Origin of the sequence: Bradyrhizobium sp. MOS002 (assembly GCF_003020115.1) — a bacterium.
Lineage (GTDB): Bacteria > Pseudomonadota > Alphaproteobacteria > Rhizobiales > Xanthobacteraceae > Bradyrhizobium.
In genome coordinates this window covers 61,207-76,829 of sequence record NZ_PYFX01000013.1, presented here as the reverse complement: position 1 = coordinate 76,829, position 15,623 = coordinate 61,207, and the positions used below count along the sequence as shown (strand labels likewise).

15 protein-coding genes are annotated in these 15,623 nt (G+C 65.4%); 10 read left to right on the top strand and 5 right to left on the bottom strand.

Annotated features, from left to right (window positions below):
* Window positions 1–60: 60 nt before the first annotated feature.
* A complete protein-coding gene (locus C7G41_RS28200; RefSeq protein ID WP_106945588.1) occupies window positions 61–1,026 on the bottom strand; it encodes a Bug family tripartite tricarboxylate transporter substrate binding protein in 966 nt (321 codons plus the stop codon).
* 153 nt (window positions 1,027–1,179) lie between these two features.
* Between C7G41_RS28200 and proB the strand changes: the two genes are divergently transcribed.
* The 10 genes from proB (at window position 1,180) to C7G41_RS28150 (ending at window position 10,951) form a co-directional block, all read left to right on the top strand.
* Entirely contained in the window at window positions 1,180–2,301 is a 1,122-nt protein-coding gene (proB, locus tag C7G41_RS28195) for a glutamate 5-kinase (protein ID WP_106945587.1), read from the top strand.
* A 147-nt stretch (window positions 2,302–2,448) separates the two neighbouring features.
* A complete protein-coding gene (locus C7G41_RS28190; protein WP_106945586.1) occupies window positions 2,449–3,744 on the top strand; it encodes a glutamate-5-semialdehyde dehydrogenase in 1,296 nt (431 codons plus the stop codon).
* A gap of 20 nt (window positions 3,745–3,764) precedes the next feature.
* Window positions 3,765–4,409: a nicotinate-nucleotide adenylyltransferase gene (locus tag C7G41_RS28185; protein WP_106945585.1), complete on the top strand. Its 645-nt coding sequence runs from the start codon at window positions 3,765–3,767 to the stop codon at window positions 4,407–4,409.
* 238 nt (window positions 4,410–4,647) lie between these two features.
* Window positions 4,648–5,004 carry a ribosome silencing factor gene (gene rsfS / locus C7G41_RS28180; RefSeq protein ID WP_027515020.1) on the top strand — a complete coding sequence of 119 codons (357 nt, stop codon included), beginning with the start codon at window positions 4,648–4,650 and terminating at the stop codon, window positions 5,002–5,004.
* A gap of 95 nt (window positions 5,005–5,099) precedes the next feature.
* A complete protein-coding gene (rlmH, locus tag C7G41_RS28175) occupies window positions 5,100–5,582 on the top strand; it encodes a 23S rRNA (pseudouridine(1915)-N(3))-methyltransferase RlmH (RefSeq protein WP_106945584.1) in 483 nt (160 codons plus the stop codon).
* 33 nt (window positions 5,583–5,615) lie between these two features.
* Window positions 5,616–6,947 (top strand): murein hydrolase activator EnvC, encoded by a 1,332-nt coding sequence (locus C7G41_RS28170; RefSeq protein WP_106945583.1) that lies wholly within the window; start codon window positions 5,616–5,618, stop codon window positions 6,945–6,947.
* Entirely contained in the window at window positions 6,944–8,302 is a 1,359-nt protein-coding gene (locus C7G41_RS28165) for a S41 family peptidase (RefSeq protein ID WP_106945582.1), read from the top strand. Before C7G41_RS28170 ends, C7G41_RS28165 begins: the two co-directional genes overlap by 4 nt.
* Before the next feature lie 158 nt (window positions 8,303–8,460).
* Window positions 8,461–9,708 (top strand): divergent polysaccharide deacetylase family protein, encoded by a 1,248-nt coding sequence (locus C7G41_RS28160; RefSeq protein ID WP_106945581.1) that lies wholly within the window; start codon window positions 8,461–8,463, stop codon window positions 9,706–9,708.
* Window positions 9,709–9,783: 75 nt separating this feature from the next.
* The gene (locus tag C7G41_RS28155) at window positions 9,784–10,287 is read left to right on the top strand and encodes an RNA pyrophosphohydrolase (RefSeq protein WP_106945580.1); all 504 of its coding nucleotides are present in this window, start codon (window positions 9,784–9,786) and stop codon (window positions 10,285–10,287) included.
* Between the two features lie 163 nt (window positions 10,288–10,450).
* Window positions 10,451–10,951 (top strand): RNA pyrophosphohydrolase, encoded by a 501-nt coding sequence (locus tag C7G41_RS28150; RefSeq protein WP_199198652.1) that lies wholly within the window; start codon window positions 10,451–10,453, stop codon window positions 10,949–10,951.
* 35 nt (window positions 10,952–10,986) lie between these two features.
* Here the strand turns inward: C7G41_RS28150 and C7G41_RS28145 are convergent, their stop codons facing one another.
* The 4 genes from C7G41_RS28145 to C7G41_RS28130 all read right to left on the bottom strand — a co-directional run bounded on the left by C7G41_RS28145 (window position 10,987) and on the right by C7G41_RS28130 (window position 15,620).
* Window positions 10,987–12,603 (bottom strand): adenylate/guanylate cyclase domain-containing protein, encoded by a 1,617-nt coding sequence (locus C7G41_RS28145; protein WP_106945578.1) that lies wholly within the window; start codon window positions 12,601–12,603, stop codon window positions 10,987–10,989.
* A gap of 152 nt (window positions 12,604–12,755) precedes the next feature.
* Complete coding sequence (locus tag C7G41_RS28140) at window positions 12,756–13,163, bottom strand: F0F1 ATP synthase subunit epsilon (protein ID WP_106945577.1); 408 nt, start codon at window positions 13,161–13,163, stop codon at window positions 12,756–12,758.
* An 86-nt stretch (window positions 13,164–13,249) separates the two neighbouring features.
* Complete coding sequence (atpD, locus tag C7G41_RS28135; protein ID WP_106945576.1) at window positions 13,250–14,692, bottom strand: F0F1 ATP synthase subunit beta; 1,443 nt, start codon at window positions 14,690–14,692, stop codon at window positions 13,250–13,252.
* 52 nt (window positions 14,693–14,744) lie between these two features.
* On the bottom strand, window positions 14,745–15,620 hold the full coding sequence (locus C7G41_RS28130; protein ID WP_106945575.1) for a F0F1 ATP synthase subunit gamma: 876 nt from the start codon (window positions 15,618–15,620) through the stop codon (window positions 14,745–14,747).
* Between the last annotated feature and the right edge of the window lie 3 nt (window positions 15,621–15,623).

Here is a 15,623-nt window from a genome sequence, read left to right as displayed (position 1 = left end):
ATCCTTCGAGACGCCGCTTCGCGGCTCCTCAGGATGAGGAGATAGAGCGGCGCGCCAGGTTCAATTCTCGATCTTGTATCCCGTCGCCTTCACGATCGGCTGCCAGAACGCGGTGTTGGCGGCGAGCTCCTTGGTCAGACCTTCCGCGCTGCTGCCGACCGGGATCAGCCCGATTGCGGTGAGCTTCTCCTTCACCTCGGGCTTGGCGAGCGCGGCGTTTGCGGCCGCGCCGAGCTTGCTCGCGAATTCCGGCGAGCTGCCGGCGGGAAGCCACATGCCGTACCAGGCGTCCGCGACGAGATCGATGCCGCTCTCCTTCAAGGTCGGTACCTCCAAGGCAAAGGGCGAACGTTCCGCGCTCGCGACCGCGATGATCTTCGCGCCCTTGGCGCGATGCTGCGGCAGCGCATCGGCCAGAGTCGTGATTCCGAAAGAGATGTGACCGCCGATGATGTCGTTGATGATGGGCGCGCTGCCGCGATAGGGCACGCGTGTCATGGCAATGCCGAGATCCTTCTCGAGCTTGGAGCCCATGAAATGCGGGATGGTGCCGTTGCTCGGCACGCCGAACGACGCCTTGTCCGGATGCGCCTTCAGCCAGGCGACAAATCCCTTGAAATCCGCGGCATCGATCGTCGGACTGATCACGACGGCGAACTCGAACCGCGCCAGCAGCGATACCGGGACGAAATCCTTTGCGGTATCGAAGCTCGGGGTCGTTTCCACCATCGGCAGCAAGTACATCGTGGGCCCCGTCGTCACCAGCACCATGCTGCCGTCGGGGCTGGCCCCCTTCACCGCCTTGATGCCGATGAGGCCGTCCCCGCCGGTGCGGTTCTCGACCACGATGGTCCGCTGCAGCGCCGGCGCCATCTCCTGCGCGATCAGCCGGCACAGCGTGTCGCCGCCCGCTCCGGCCGCGAACGGGAAGATCATTTTTGTCAGCCCGGCCTGAGCTTGCGCTTCGCCCGCCTGCGCCAACAACGGCAGCCCGAGGCATCCGGCGATGAAGTTGCGGCGATCCATTGGTTTCCTCTTTGAGCCCATTATGGTTGGCGACAATTAGAGCCAGACCGGCGCTCCGGACAAGCGCCGTTTACCATTCCGGCCGCCTTGCGCCGGCCATCGTCCTGCTGCAAAAGCAGGCCTTACCGGCGCCGCTCTCCAGCACATACAAACATGGCCAGTCCCGAACTCAGTCAATTCCGCCGCATCGTCGTCAAGGTCGGCTCCGCGCTGCTGGTCGACTCCGACAAGGGCGAGGTGCGGGCGTCCTGGCTTGCCGCGCTCGCCGACGACATGGCCAAGCTGCATCGCGAGGGGCGTGACGTGCTCGTCGTCTCCTCCGGCTCGATCGCACTCGGCCGCAGCCGCCTGAAATTGCCGCGCGGCCCGCTGAAGCTGGAGGAGAGCCAAGCGGCGGCTGCCGTCGGTCAGATCGCGCTCGCCCGCATCTGGTCGGAGGTGCTTGGCGCCCACGGCATCGGCGCCGGCCAGATCCTGGTGACGCTGCAGGACACCGAGGAGCGCCGCCGCTATCTCAACGCGCGCTCCACCATCGGCAAGCTGCTGGAGTGGCGCGCGATCCCCGTGATCAACGAGAACGACACGGTCGCCACCAACGAGATCCGCTACGGCGACAATGACCGCTTGGCCGCGCGCGTCGCCACCATGGCGAGCGCGGACCTGCTGGTGCTGCTGTCCGACATCGACGGGCTTTACGACGCCCCGCCGAAGAACAACCCGAACGCCAAGCTCATTCCCGTCGTCGACAGCATCTCCTCGGAGATCGAGGCTGTGGCAGGGGAGGCCGAATCCGAGCTCTCGCGCGGCGGCATGCGCACCAAGGTCGAAGCCGCAAAAATCGCGACCACCGGCGGCACGCATATGCTGATCGCCTCGGGCAAGATCGAGCATCCGTTGCAGGCGATCGCCGATGGCGGCCGCTGCACCTGGTTCCTGACGCCGGCCAATCCCATCACGTCGCGAAAGCGCTGGATCGCGGGCTCGCTGGAGCCGAAGGGCACGCTGACGATCGACGCCGGCGCGGTCGCGGCGCTGCGCGCGGGCGCCAGCCTGCTGCCGGCCGGCGTGGTCAAGGTCGAGGGCCAGTTCGCCCGCGGCGATGCCGTGATCGTGCGCGGCCCCGACACCAGCGAGGTCGGCCGCGGCCTGATCGCCTACGACGCCGACGATGCCGAGCGGATCAAGGGCCGCTCCTCCCCGGATGTGATGGCCATCCTCGGCATCAGCGGGAGGTCCGAGATGATCCACCGGGACGACCTGGTGATGGGCGGGTAAGGGCCGCGGCGGTCCTTTCCCGAGAGACTTGGTAAGCCAAAGACCTGGTCCCCTTGCGGCCGGGGAGACCTGCCATACCCTGCCGACCCTTCGCAAAAGCGGGATTTCCGTGCTAGGACACCGCCTTAGCAGAAGGTTGAAACTCCCATGGCCGCCCCCCTCAAAGCCGTCGACGGCAACGCCGATCTTCAGGCGCTGATGACCGATCTCGGTACCCGTGCCCGCGCTGCCGCGCGCGTGCTGGCGCTGGCGCCGCCGGAGCAGAAGAACCGGGCGCTCGAGGCCATGGAGCGGGCGATCCGTAACAAAGCAGCCGCGATCCTTGCCGCCAATGCCGAGGACGTCACCGAGGCCCGCGCCTCCGGCAACGCCACCTCCTCCTTCATCGACCGCCTGACGCTGACGCCGGCGCGGGTCGAGGGCATGGCCGAGGGCATCGGCATCGTGCGGGGCATTGCCGATCCGGTCGGCATCGTCACCGAGAGCTGGCAGCGGCCGAACGGCATGACCATCGAGCGCGTGCGCGTGCCGCTCGGCGTCGTCGGCGTGATTTTCGAGAGCCGGCCGAACGTTGCGGCGGACGCCGGCGTGCTGTGCCTGAAGTCCGGCAATGCCGTGATCCTGCGCGGCGGCTCCGACAGCTTCCGCTCCTGCCGCGCCATCCATGACTGCCTGGTGCAGGGCCTGCGCGAAGCGGGCCTCCCCGAGGCTGCAATCACGCTGGTGCCGACGCGCGACCGCGCGGCGGTCGGCATGATGCTGTCGGGATTGAACGGCGCCGTCGACGTAATCGTGCCGCGCGGAGGCAAGAGCCTCGTCGCGCGCGTCGAGCAGGAAGCGCGCGTGCCGGTGTTCGCGCATCTCGAAGGCGTCAACCACGTCTATATCGACGGCAGCGCCGACCTCGCCATGGCGAAGTCGATCGTGCTCAACGCCAAGATGCGCCGCACCGGCGTCTGCGGCGCCGCCGAGACGCTGCTGGTCGATCGCGCCGCTGCCGGTAAAAACCTCAAGCCGCTGGTCGAGATGCTGATCGAGGCCGGCTGCGAAGTGCGCGGCGACGACGCCGTGCAAAAGACCGATGCGCGCGTCAAACCCGCGAGCGCGGACGATTGGGACACTGAATATCTCGACGCGATCATCGCGGCGAAGGTGGTGGACGGCGTCGAGGGCGCGATCGCGCATATCCAGAATCACGGCTCGCACCATACCGATGCGATCGTGAGCGCCGATGAGACCGCTGCGAAGAAATTCCTGAGCGAGGTCGATTCCGCGATCGTGCTGCACAACGCCTCGACGCAGTTCGCCGACGGCGGCGAGTTCGGCTTCGGCGCCGAGATCGGCATCGCCACCGGCAGATTCCACGCCCGCGGCCCGGTTGGCGCCGAGCAGCTGACGAGCTTCAAATATCGCGTTCACGGTACCGGGCAGACGCGGCCGTAGACGACGCAAGGCGCGGGGCATTGAGCAACAATTTCGTCGCGCCACGTTTCTTCGCGCAGGCCATACCGACCCATACCTCGGGTATGCGCATCGGCCTGCTCGGCGGCTCGTTCAATCCGCCGCACCAGGCCCATCGCGCCATCAGCCAGTTCGCGCTGAAACGCCTCCAGCTCGATCGCGTGTGGTGGCTGGTGACGCCAGGCAATCCGCTGAAGGAGAACGGCACGCTGCATGAACTCGGCGAGCGCATGCAGGCGGCGCGCGACATTGCCGACGATCCCAGGATCGAGGTGAGCTGTCTCGAATCCGTCATTCGCACGCGCTACACTATCGACACGATCAACACCTTGCGCCGCCGCCTCTCGGGCTTGCGCTTTGTCTGGATCATGGGCGCCGACAACCTCGCTCAATTCCATCGTTGGCAGCACTGGCGGCGCATCGCCGGTCAGGTGCCGATCGCGGTCATCGACCGCCCGCCACAGAGTTTTCGCGCCCTCGCCTCGCCCGCCGCCCAGGCGCTCAGACGCTATCGGATACCGGAGAATGAGGCGCCATTGCTTGCCGATAGGGCCGCCCCGGCCTGGGTGTTCCTGACCGGCATGAAGCTGAATCTCTCCTCCACCGGCTTACGGAACCCCGACGGAAGCTGGAAAGGTACGAAGTGAGTCAGATTGTGCGGACGCCGTGCGGACTTCGGGCTCACTGGCATATTGAAACCCTTAACCCCACATGATGTAGTGTAACCAGTGAACGCCGGATTCGGCGTTCGCGATACAGTGAAAGGAATGGTCCCTGACCACATCTGTATTGTCCAAGACAGCGTCACCCAAGACGGCTTCACCGAAGTCTGTTTTACCCAAGGTTGCCAAGCCGACGCGTAAAACATCGACCAAAGCTGCGGCCTTGAAGGCGCAACCCGACGCCGACAAGACGCTGAGCCTGATCCTCTCCCGCCTCGACGACATGAAGGCGGAAGAGACTGTGACCATCGACCTTCGCGGCAAATCGGCCTACTCCGACTACATGATCGTCACCACCGGCCGGGTGAACCGGCACGTCGGCGCGATCGCGGAGAACGTCGCCAAAGGCCTCAAGGAAAACGGCATCAAGAACATCCACGTCGAGGGCTTGCCCAATTGCGACTGGGTGCTGATCGATTCCGGCGATGTGATCGTGCACGTGTTCAGACCCGAGGTCCGCGAGTTCTACAATCTCGAGAGATTGTACACGCAGGGCCCAGGGGCGGCGAAAGCGATCTAGAGGCTGCCGGTCGATTTCGAATCGGCTGACGCGCATGCTAGCGTCGTGCGCGCGCATATCGCGCGCGGTCTAGAAAACGCGACCCTGAACCTATCATGCGCATAGCCGTCATTGCGGTGGGCCGGCTGAAGCAGGGCCCCGAACGCAAGCTTGCCGAGCGCTATTTCGAGCGGTTCGACGAGGCCGGCCGCAAGCTCGGATTCCGCGAGCTCGCCATCCACGAATTGCCCGAAAGCCGCGCGCGCGATACGGCGACGCGGATGGCCGAAGAGGCCGCGGCGATCTCCGCGCATATTCCCGAAAAATCGATCCTGGTGGCGCTGGACGAGCGCGGCCAGAATTTGGATTCGACCGTATTCGCACGGCATCTCGGGCGCTGGCGCGACGAGGGTGCAGGTCATACTATCTTCATGATCGGAGGGGCGGACGGACTTTCGCCCGAATTGCGCCGTAAGGCCAAGCTCGCGATCGCGTTCGGCTCTGCGACCTGGCCGCATCAAATGGTCCGCGTCATGCTTCTGGAACAGCTTTATCGGGCCGCCACCATTCTGGCCGGCCACCCCTATCACCGCGCGTGATCCGCGCCACAACGAGCACCTTTGCCTAAAGCGATGCGAGCGCCGATTCACAAACTGCTGCTGGTCGCCGGCGTATTGGGCGCAAGCCTCGCGCAAGCTCAGACGCCTGCACCGCAGACTGCGGCCGTGGCGCCCGATGCGATCAAGCAGCGCGAGCAGGAGCTCGAAGCCGCGCGCGCAAGCAAGAAGAGCGCTGAGGAAGCGCAGGCCAAGCTCAAGGCCGAGATCACCTCGCTCGGCCAGGACCGCACCCAGCTCAATCAACAGTTGATCGACACCGCCGCCAATGTGCGCACCGTCGAGACCAAGATCGACGAGGCCGAAGCGCGGCTGCGGTCGCTGAACGGCCGCGAGCAGGCGATGCGCAGCTCGCTCGATTCGCGCCGCGCCGACATCGTCGAGGTGCTGGCGGCCTTGCAGCGCGCCGGAAGGCGGACGCCGCCGGCGCTGTTGGTGCGGCCCGAGGATGCCCTGCAATCGCTGCGCACGGCGATGCTGCTCGGCGCCGTGGTGCCGGAATTGCGCGGCCGCGCCGAGAAGATCGCGGGCGAGCTCGGCGAGCTCGTGGCCTTGCGCAAGACCATCGCGACCGAGCGCGACCAGCTAGCCGCCGACCGCGACAAGGTGCGCAACGACCAGACCCGGCTCGCGGCTTTGGTCGACGAGCGGCAGCGCCAGCAGGCGTCGCGCGAAAAGGACCTCGACGCCGAGAATGCGCGCGCCGTCTCGCTCTCGAGACAGGTCGGCGATCTCCAGGGGTTGATCGCCAAGATGGAGCAGGATCTGCAAAGCGCCGCCAAGGCGGCCGAGAAGGCGGCCGAGGCCGCCAAGCAGGCCGAGGCCAAGGCGGCTGCAAACGCGGCCGCCAACGCCAAGACCGGCCCGGGCGCTTTCAAGGATCGTTCCCGGACCACCCCTGCGATGGCCTTCGCCGCGGCCAAAGGTCTCCTGCCTCTTCCGGTTAACGGTAACAAGATCAGGGATTTCGGCGGTTCGGACGGGCTCGGCGGGGTCCAGAAGGGCATTTCGCTGGCGAGTAGGCCCGGCTCCCAGGTCACGACGCCGTGTGATGGCTGGGTGGTCTATGCCGGCCCGTTCCGCAGCTATGGACAACTCTTGATCCTCAATGCCGGGGGCGGGTATCATGTGCTGATCGCCGGGATGGAGCGCATTTCGGTCAACATCGGACAATTCGTGCTCACGGGGGAGCCTGTCGCGACCATGGGGTCGACCTCTCAAGTCGCCTCCATTCTCGCCACGAACGCGAGTCAACCTGTGCTCTATGTCGAGTTCCGCAAAGACGGCACTCCAATCGATCCAGGCCCATGGTGGGCCGCAAATGAAGGCGAGAAGGTTCGCGGATGATGCGCAAGACTTCAGTTATCCTCCTCAGCGCGGCCACCGGTGCGGCGCTGACGCTGTTCGTGACGCAACCGCGCGCGGTCTTCATGGGCTCCAGCGCGCGAGCCGCCACCGCGGACACCTATCGCCAGCTCAATTTGTTCGGCGACGTCTTCGAGCGCGTGCGCTCGGACTATGTCGAGAAGCCCGACGACACCAAGCTGATCGAATCCGCGATCAGCGGCATGCTCACCGGTCTCGATCCGCATTCGAGCTACATGGACGCCAAGAGCTTCCGCGACATGCAGGTGCAGACCCGCGGTGAGTTCGGCGGCCTCGGCATCGAAGTCACGATGGAAGACGGTCTGATCAAGGTGGTCTCGCCGATCGACGACACCCCGGCCTCGCGCGCCGGCGTCATGGCCAACGACATCATCACCAATCTCGACGACGAGGCGGTGCAGGGCCTGACCCTGAACCAGGCGGTCGAGAAGATGCGCGGCCCCGTCAACACCAAGATCAAGCTCAAGATCATCCGCAAGGGCCAGGACAATCCGATCGACGTCACGCTGGTGCGCGACAACATTCGCGTCCGTTCGGTGCGCGCCCGCATCGAGGCCGACGACATCGCCTATATCCGCATCACCACCTTCAACGAGCAGACCACCGAAGGCCTGAAGCGCGAGGTTGCCAACCTCTCGAATCAGATCGGCGACAAGCTAAAGGGCTACGTCATCGACCTCCGCAACAACCCGGGCGGCCTGCTCGAGGAAGCGGTCACCGTCTCCGACTCCTTCCTGGAGAAGGGCGAGATCGTCTCGACCCGCGGCCGCAATGCCGAGGAGACCCAGCGCCGTACCGCGCATACCGGCGACCTCACCAAGGGCAAGCCCGTCATCGTGCTGGTCAATGGCGGCTCGGCTTCGGCGTCGGAAATCGTCGCCGGCGCGCTGCAGGACCACAAGCGTGCGACCATCGTCGGCACGCGCTCGTTCGGCAAGGGCTCGGTGCAGACCATCATTCCGCTCGGCTCCGGCAACGGCGCGCTGCGTCTGACCACGGCGCGCTACTACACGCCGTCGGGCAAGTCGATCCAGGCCAAGGGCATCGTGCCCGACATCGAAGTGCTGCAGGACGTGCCGGACGAGCTGAAGTCGCGCACCGACACCAAGGGCGAAGCTTCGCTGCGCGGCCATCTCAAGAATGACGGCGACGAGAAGACCGGCTCGCAGTCCTATGTCCCGCCGGACGCCAAGGACGACAAGGCGCTCAAGCTCGCCGACGATCTGCTCCACGGCATCAAGAACAGCGCCTCCGCGGCGCCCACGCCGGGCGGCGACAACAAGGCCACGACCGACAAGCCCAAGGCGGCGAACTAGGTCGGCGAATTAGTCGGCGCATCGCGATCTGACGAAAAGGGCGGCTCCCCGGAGCCGCCCTTTTTTGCTTGGAACTTCCGATATCCCCGGCCTATCCCGGCCTGCCGTCGCTTGACCCCGGCGTGGTATCGTCATTGGTGAGTGATTCGGGATCGCGCATGACTGAAACGGCCGATGATCTGAGCGCCCCGCTCGGACGGGATAAGCCGCGCCGGAAACGCCGGCTGCGGCTGCCGTTCACGGCCATGCAGCTGCTCGCAGTCCTGCTCGGCCTGTTCCTGGTCGCCTTTGCCGGCTTCGCCATCTTCAACAAGGATCCGCTCGGCGGCGAGCCGATGACGCGACTCGCGATCCGCGAGCCCAATGCCGCCGACAAGGCCGGCGACGACAAGCCGGTCGCGGCCGGCCACGGCCAGGAAAGCAAGCAGGACAGCAAGCCGGAAAGCAAGCAAGAGACCAGGGAGGCGCCGAAGCAGGCTGGCGAGCAGAAGACCGTCACCATGATCGACGGTTCCACCGGCACGCGCCGCGACGTCGTCATCGGCGGCGATGCCACCGCCGGCAAAAGCGAGGCGGCCTCGGCCTCCGCACCGCCGCCCGTCATGGCCGGGATCGACCCAAAACTCCTCGAGAAATCGCGCTACGGCATGATCCCAATGGTTGCCGGGGATCTGAAGCCGTTCAACGTCTATGCGGCGGATGCCGACCGCGCCAAGGCCGCCAAGATGCCGGTGGTCGCGATCCTGATCGGCGGCCTCGGCGTCGGCGCCGCCAAGACCACCGATGCCATCATGCGGCTCCCCCCGGCGGTGACGCTGGCCTTCACGCCTTATGGGTCCGATCCAGGAAAACTCGCCGAGCGCGCCCGCGCCCAGCGCCACGAGATCTTCCTCCAGATCCCGATGGAGCCCTACGACTTCCCCGACAACGATCCGGGACCGCAGACGCTGCTGACCTCGCTGAGTGCCGACCAGAACATGGACCGCCTGTACTGGCATCTGAGCCGGATGCAGGGCTATGCCGGCATCACCAATTTCATGGGTGCCCGCTTCATCGCAACGGAGCCGGCGATGCAGCCGATCATCCGCGAGGCAGCCAAGCGCGGCCTCGGCTTCTTCGACGACGGCTCATCGCCCCGCAGCATCGCGCCCCAGGCCGCCGGCAGCCTGGCGATGCCGTTCGGCAAGGGCGACATCGCGATCGACGCGGTGCCGACCCCGGCCGAGATCGATCGCGCCCTGACCAAGCTCGAAGCGGCGGCGCGCGAGCGCGGCGTCGCCGTGGGCACCGCCTCCGCCCTCCCGGTCTCGATCGAGCGCATCGGCGCCTGGACCAAGACATTGGGCGACCGAGGTATCCTTTTGGTGCCATTGACAACCGCGATGCTGAAATCAAAATCCAGCTAAATCAACGGATTGGTACGGCACAGGCCCGCGGGGCCTGCTCGAGCCTTGCCGACAGCATGCGAGAGGTCTGGCGGAATGGCGCGTTACGAGGATCTGCCCTACCGGACCTGCGTCGGCGTGATGTTGCTCAACAAGGACGGACTGGTGTTCATCGGCCGCCGTGCCGGCGGCATCGAGCATGTCGACGACTCCCATGTCTGGCAGATGCCGCAGGGCGGCGTCGATCCCGGCGAGGACAATTGGGAGGCCGCCAAGCGCGAGCTCTATGAGGAGACCAGCGTGCGTTCGGTCGAGCGGCTCGGTGAGGTTCCGGACTGGCTCACTTACGACATTCCGCGCACAGTCGCCGGGCGCACCTGGAAGGGCCGCTACCGCGGCCAGCGCCAGAAATGGTTCGCGGTCCGCTTCACCGGCAAGGACAGCGAGATCAACGTCGAAAAGCCCGGCGGCGGCCACAAGGCCGAGTTCGTGAGCTGGCGCTGGGAGCCGATGAAGAACCTGACCGGGCTGATCGTCCCGTTCAAGCGTCCGGTCTATGAGCGCGTGGTGAAGGAATTTTCCGCGCTGGCGCGGGATTAGGCCGCGTCGCCAGTCCAGGTTGATGCTAGAGCCAGTTCCGTTCCGATGGAATCGGAACTGGCTCTGGTTTTTGTTTTGACGCGTTTTCTTGACGCGAACCGGTATCCACTTCGCTCGAAAACGCTCTAATGCACAGCCTGAAATGACGACGAGAGATCCACGCGTGAGCACTGAAAAACCCTACCGTCCCAATGTCGGAATCGCGCTGTTCAATGCCGATGGCCGCGTGCTGATCGGGCACCGCTTCAAGGGCGACGGACCCGAAATCATCCTGCCGGGCCTGGACTGGCAGATGCCGCAGGGCGGCGTCGACGAGGGCGAAGACCTGCGCGATGCCGCGCTGCGCGAGCTCTGGGAAGAGACCAGCGTCAAGAGCGCAACCTATCTCGGCGAGACCGACTGGCTCACTTACGAATTCCCGCCCTATGACGGGCCGCAGACGCATCGGCTGGCGAAATTCCGCGGCCAGCGCCAAAAATGGTTCGCGCTGCGCTTCACCGGCAAGGATGACGAGATCGATCCGCTGACGCCGCGCAACGGGCAGCCCGCCGAGTTCGACGCCTGGCGCTGGGAGCGGCTCGATCATGTCCCCGATGTCGTGGTGCCGTTCCGCCGCCACGTCTACAGCGCAGTGGCGCAGCAGTTTGCGCCCTTCGCGAACTAGAAAACGCGGAAACAGCCCCAGAGCCGTTTTCAGCCCTAATTGATCGGTCCCACCGTGAACGGGCCTATCGCGATGACGTGGCAGTCGCTGTCGCGCTTGGCGCAGTCGGCGAGCGCGGAATTGACGGCGGTCTGCTCGTCCGCGGCCCTCACGCCGAGGCCCGGCCGGCCCGCGGTGCCGACCGCGACGGCGTTCCAGCCCATGCCGTCGGCGAGCTTGCGCACGACCTCGCCGCGCGCATCTGCGACGATCGAGGCGTCGGACGCCGCATGGAAGAAGCCGGTGATCCGGAGCAGGGTAGGGATCGGCACGACGAAATTCTCGTCGACCGCAACGACCAGGCAGGCGACGCCGGCGATCGCACCGCACGATTCCAGCGAACGCCGCGCGGCATCGTCGGCGGATGACGCGCCCATCACCATGAAATACTGACCGCCCGGGCCGAGCGCGACCGAGCGGGATTTTGCCGCGGGCACGTACATGTTCTCGAGCCGGACCTTGGCGGGATCGCGCACCATCGGAAAGTCTTTCGAGACGAAGGCGCGCTCGGTCATGGCATCATGCCGGACGAACGGTTGCGGCGGCATCGGCGGCTTGCCGTGCGTGTAGACGACATTGTTGCCGACTGCATAGAGCTCGCAGCGCCGCGGCGACTGCGCGGCATCGGCGCGCTTCTGACACTGATCGAGCGCGGCGTTGCGCGCGGCCTCCTCGTTCGGCTGATTCAACGACGCGCCGGTGAACCCGCCGACATTGAGCGCGAACGCCTTGTAGTCGCCGGCAGCGGAATAGTCGCCGGCCAGGTAGTTGCGGATGCGCTCGTTGATGAAGGGGACGCTGTCGGCGGGAAACTTGCCGGCCATCGGCGAGGCCGATGGTGCCGGCATGGGCATCGGCGCTTTCGCGGCCATGGTGGACGACGGGCTTGGCGCAGTTGGTTCGGGGCTTGAGGCAGAGCTTGGCGCAGTCGCTGCGATCGCCGGCGCCCGGGTGGTCTCGAGCTTGGTGAAATAGAGGAAGCCGCCGACGCCGATGGCGACGATGGAGACGACACCTACCACCAGCGGCCACATCCAGTTCGGCGCCGCCGCAGCCTTCGTCACCTTCTTGATCTGCGGCGTTGCGTAACTGCCGTCCCCGCGCCGCATCGCCACCATGTAGGCGTGCACCGGCGTCGGGATGTTCTTGACCTCCTGCGCGCCGATATCGGCGAACTGCACCGACAGCTTGTTGGCGACCTGCTCGTGCACGGCGCGGGAGACGCAGATGCCGCCGACCTCGGCGAGGCCCTCGAGCCGGGCGGCGATATTGACGCCGTCACCGAGCAGATCGCCGTCGCGCTCGACCACGTCGCCGATGGTGATGCCGATGCGGAACGACATCTGCCGGCTCGGCGGATAGGCCATATTGCGGGTTCGCAGGGATTCCTGAATGTCGATCGCGCAGCGCACCGCATCGACCGCGCTTGGAAATTCCGCGAGCACGGCGTCGCCCGCAGTATTGAAGATACGTCCCCCGGCCTTGGCGATGAAATCGTCGACGACCTCGCGATAGGAGGCGAGACGCCGCAGCGTCTCCTCTTCGTCTTCCGCGACCAGTCGCGAGTAACTGGCAATATCGGCCGCGAAAATCGCTGCGATCTTGCGTTTCATCTGCGACCGGCCCCCGGGAACAAAATTCGCGAGCGCAGAATGCCGCTATCGGCGGCGCGGTGCAACAAAGTTTCAGCGCCCGCCACTTCCGTGACGAGCGCTGAACTTATTCAGGAATTTTCAGTTCGGGCCCCGGCGCGGTGCACCGGGGCTTAGTGCATCGCCGTGCTGTTGAGCTGCTGCTGGATGCTCTTGAAGTGGTCGAGCCGCGCGATGGCTTGATCGAGCTCGCCGCCTTCGTGCTCCTTCAATCCCTCTTCCATCTCCGAGACGGTCGCGGCGAACTGGGCGCGGTCGAGCTCAGCCAGCGACGTTGCGACGTCGGCGAGCACTGTGAGGCCCTTGTCGGAAACTTCGGCGATACCGCCGAGCACGATGATCTTCTCGTGCTTGCCGCCGCTGGTCACGGTGAGAATGCCGGGCCGGATCGCGGCCACGACCGGCGCATGTCCCGCCAGCACGCCGAAGTCACCCTCGACGCCGGGGATATCGACCTGATCAACTTCGCCCGAGAAGGCGAGCTTTTCCGGCGAGACGAGATCGAAGTGGAAGGTGGCCATTGGAAACCTGCGAATGGTGAGTAGCGAAAAGCGAATGGAGCGGGAGCAGCGCGACTATTCGCTACTCCCTGCTCGCCCTTCGCAGCTTAGGCCGCCTCGGCCGCCAGCTTCTTGCCCTTCTCGATCGCCTCTTCGATGGTGCCGACCATGTAGAAGGCGGCTTCGGGCAGGTGGTCATACTTGCCTTCGCAGAGGCCGCGGAAGCCCTTGATGGTGTCCACGAGGTCGACGAACTTGCCGGGCGAGCCGGTGAAGATTTCGGCGACGTGGAACGGCTGCGACAGGAAGCGCTCGATCTTGCGGGCGCGGGCCACCGTCAGCTTGTCCTCTTCCGAAAGCTCGTCCATGCCGAGAATGGCGATGATGTCCTGCAGCGACTTGTAGCGCTGCAGCACCTGCTGGACCATGCGCGCGGTCGTATAGTGCTCTTCGCCGACAATATTTGACTGCAGCATGCGCGAGGTCGAGTCGAGCGGATCGACCGCCGGATAGATGCCCTTTTCCGAGATCGCACGGTTCAGCACCGTGGTGGCGTCCAAATGTGCGAACGACGTCGCCGGCGCCGGGTCGGTCAAGTCGTCAGCCGGCACGTAGATCGCCTGCACCGAGGTGATCGAGCCCTTGTTTGTGGTGGTGATGCGCTCCTGCAGCGCGCCCATGTCGGTTGCCAGTGTCGGCTGATAACCCACGGCGCTCGGAATACGGCCGAGCAACGCCGACACTTCTGAGCCCGCCTGAGTGAAGCGGAAGATATTGTCGATGAAGAACAGCACGTCCTGGCCCTGGTCGCGGAAGTGCTCGGCGACCGTCAGGCCGGACAGCGCGACGCGCATGCGGGCACCGGGCGGCTCGTTCATCTGGCCGAACACCAGCGCGCATTTCGACTTCACGCTCGGGTCGGGATTGTGCGGATCGGCGTTGACCTTCGATTCGATGAACTCGTGATAGAGGTCATTGCCCTCGCGGGTGCGCTCGCCGACGCCGGCGAACACCGAATTGCCGCCGTGCGCCTTGGCGACGTTGTTGATCAGCTCCTGAATCAGCACGGTCTTGCCGACGCCCGCGCCGCCGAACAGGCCGATCTTGCCGCCCTTGGCGTAAGGCGCGAGCAAGTCGACGACCTTGATGCCGGTGACTAGAATTTCGGCCTCGGTGGCCTGGTCAGTGTAGGTCGGCGCTTCCTGGTGGATGGCGCGCTTGCCTTCGGACGGGATCGGGCCGGCTTCGTCGATCGGCTCGCCGATCACGTTCATGATACGCCCGAGCGTGCCGGCGCCCACCGGAACCTCGATCGGCTGGCCGGTGTCGGTCACTTCCTGGCCGCGCACCAGGCCTTCGGTCACATCCATCGCGATCGTGCGCACGGTGGACTCGCCGAGATGCTGCGCAACTTCCAGCACGAGCCGGATGCTGCCGTTCTTGGTTTCCAACGAATTCAGAATGGCCGGCAGATGGCCTTCGAACTGAACGTCGACGACGGCGCCCATGACCTGGGTGACGCGACCGACCTGGTTAGCTGCTGTAGCCATGAAGCTCTCCTTCGAAATTCTGGACTTGAACGACCGTCGTTTGGTTCGTGCGTCAGACCGCCTCGGCGCCGGAGATGATCTCGATCAGCTCCTTGGTGATCTGGGCTTGACGGGTTCGGTTGTAGATCTGGGTTTGCTTGCGGATCATTTCGCCGGCATTGCGGGTGGCGTTGTCCATCGAGCTCATCTGCGCGCCGTAGAACGAGGCGTTGTTTTCCAGCAGCGCGCGGAAAATCTGCACCGCGATATTCCGCGGCAACAGGCCGGAGAGGAGTTCGTCTTCCTCCGGCTCGTAGTCGTAGGACGTCGACGGCGCGTTCGCCGCTTTTTCTTCCACGCTCAGCGGAATGATCTGCTGCGCGGTCGGGACTTGGGCAATCACCGACTTGAACTGCGCGTAGAACAACGTGCAGACGTCGAATTCGCCGTTGTCGAAGCGGGCCAGAACCTTCTTTGCGATGTCCTCGGCGTTGACGAAGCCGAGCTGACGCACGCCGCGCAGGTCGAGGTGCTCGACGATCTGCTTGTCGTACAGGCGGCGGAGCTGCTCGTAGCCCTTGCGGCCGACGCAGAAGAATTTGACTTCCTTGCCCTGCGCCATCAGCGCCTGGGCGCGCTCGCGCGCGAGGCGCACGATCGAGGAGTTGAAGGCGCCGGACAGGCCGCGCTCGCCGGTGCAGACCAGCAGCAGGTGAACCTGGTCCTTGCCGGTGCCGGCCAGTAGCACCGGCGCACCGGGCGAACCGGCGGCAGCGCTGGCGATGTTGGAGATCACCGCGCTCATCTTGTCGGCATAGGGCCGCGCCGCCTCGGCCGCTTGCTGGGCGCGGCGCAATCGGGACGCTGCGACCATCTGCATGGCCTTGGTGATCTTCTGCGTCGCCTTGGTGGAGGCGATGCGGACGCGCATGTCTTTAAGTGACGCCATTCT